2 protein-coding genes are annotated in these 2260 nt (G+C 46.5%); one reads left to right on the plus strand and one right to left on the minus strand.

Translation table 11 applies throughout. The features are described 5' to 3' along the window. Positions 1–68: 68 nt before the first annotated feature. Entirely contained in the window at positions 69–1112 is a 1044-nt protein-coding gene (locus BIZ37_RS29905) for a response regulator (protein WP_107299224.1), read from the minus strand. A 338-nt stretch (positions 1113–1450) separates the two neighbouring features. Here BIZ37_RS29905 and BIZ37_RS29910 point away from each other — a divergent pair. Next, positions 1451–2260, plus strand: an 810-nt coding sequence (locus tag BIZ37_RS29910; RefSeq protein ID WP_187464638.1) for a LysR family transcriptional regulator, incomplete at its 3' end; no start/stop codon positions are given.

The raw sequence follows: 2260 nt of genomic DNA on the forward strand, positions 1-2260 counted from the left end.
GGAGAGCCTAGGCTCTCCGTTTTTATTTTCTTGTCTTTTATCCGAACAGTTCTATCAAATAATAGTGGCTACCCTTTTCGTTTAAAGGTCAGACTGAAACTGGCCGACCCCATCTCACTTAGCGATAAACGTCCACCTGACTCAGCAAACTTCAGACTAACACTCTCATTTTTACTGGCCTGATTACCGAGCCAAGGTTGGGCTTTGACGACCTGCTCACCATCACTGGTTTGCAACCTGGCTGAAAGCCCAGCGGAGGCGATGTTCAAGGTCCTGTCGGTGACATCAAAAATACCAAATATTGCCTTGATCGGAGAGGCGTAGCCGGAATGGCGCATCCCCTTCTCAATCAATTTGATCAGGCCTGATATGGTATTTTGATCGCCCATTCGGGTACGAAGATAGTCATTGAAGAATGCTCGGATGAGCAATGTCGTCGCTGTACCGTTATCCCCTCCCGTCGCCGAATCGACCAAGTAAAAGGCCAACCTGCCATCTATTAGCCAAGTGTAATCAAGCAATACCGGCTGTACATCCGTTGCTTGCAACACACAATAGTTCAACTGCCAGTCACCCAATGAGGACTGAGTTTCAGGCATTAGCCCCAACAGCAGTTCCCGCGCAGCACGCGGATTAGCCTTAAGCTCTTCTATGTGCCATTCAAGCTCTTCATCTACCACGGTTTCTTCATCAATGTTGACCCATTGACTGGAAAAGCCATGATTCTCTGTCACTGAGTCTTCTGATTTCAGCACCGACATAATGGCTGACTTGAGCACCATAATGTTATCAAGCGGCTTGATCAGAAAATCCTTCACCCCATGGCGCAGCGCTGCCGCCACATCTGACATATTGCCCGTACCCGAAATGACAATAATCGGCACCATCGGATACTGGAGCGACACCTCTTCTACGAACTCCATACCCGTTAGTACTGGCATGGCAAGATCACACAACAAAATATCAGGCATACCTTCACGTAACGCCTGCAAGCCCTCTAACCCATTTTCAGCTTCACGCACCCGGCATCCCTGGCTAATAAGAAAGCCAGACAACATGGTTCTAAATACTGGATCATCTTCGACGATAAGAACGTCTTTATCTTCAAGCAAAGCCTGCTCCCTGACTGAAGAATGATAATGGTGCTTGGCACCTCCTGTGCCACCTGACTGTGAATGCGTACTCATGACACCTCAAACCACAGGCTTGACTAACCTATCAAAAGCATAGGTCGAAATCCGCTGATCGTCAGGAGATTCATTGTTTTGGTGACGAAAAAATTGAAAATTGTTAACAGCATCAAAATTTAAATTTTTCAATTACTAAGAATTAATACAAAAAGAAAAACACGCTATATCTTGATTTACAGCAAAAGTTGTCTTGAAAGCGTCATCTTTTTACATATTTTGTTATACAATTCCCCATTATAAGTTTTCAGTGTTGTACAGTTATGAAGCTTGACGATTTAAATTTATTCCGCATGGTTGTGGAGAACGGCAGTTACACAGCAACGTCCCGTAAGACCCAGGTGCCCGTTGCCACCCTAACCCGTCGTATTCAGGCACTTGAAGAGTGTTTGAATATCCGACTACTAAACCGTCATGCAAGGAAGCTATCACTGACAGAAGCCGGACAGAAGTTTTACGATGAATGTAGCCCTCTGCTACAAAGCTTGGTAGATACCGCCGAGCATGTCAGCGAAGAGTGTAAAGGGGCTGCCGGTAAGTTAAAAATTGCCGCGCCATCGAACCTCACCAAGGTGATGCTGCAGCCATTGCTCAATGCATTCATGAAAGAGCACCCGGCGATCAACATCCAGTTGATGATGAGTAATGACCCGGAGATCCTTGACCCAACAGACTGGGATGTAATTTTCCGTGTTGGCCCTCAGCGTGATTCCACCCTTATCGCTCGTAAAATCAATGCAGTAAAAGATATTTTGGTTGCCAGCCCAGAGTACCTGAAAGCCAACAGCGAACCTAAACATGCCCAGGACTTGCATCAGCACCCTTTACTAAAAGGTAAGCCTCTCCTGCGTTGGCGTTTGACCAACAGCGACGGTGAAACAGTTACTGTATCTGATCGCGGCCGCTACGAAGCCAATGAGCTTAATGTCGTTCGCAAAGCCTGCATGGCCGGTTTGGGCATCACGCTGATGCCTGATGTCATGCTGGAGAAATACATCTCCTCAGGTGAGTTGGTGCAAATTCTTGAAAACTGGTCTTCAAACCAGCGTGATGTATACCTGATGTATAACCAC

The sequence above is a fragment of the Photobacterium sp. BZF1 genome (genome assembly GCF_014349205.1).
Taxonomy (GTDB): Bacteria; Pseudomonadota; Gammaproteobacteria; order Enterobacterales; family Vibrionaceae; genus Photobacterium.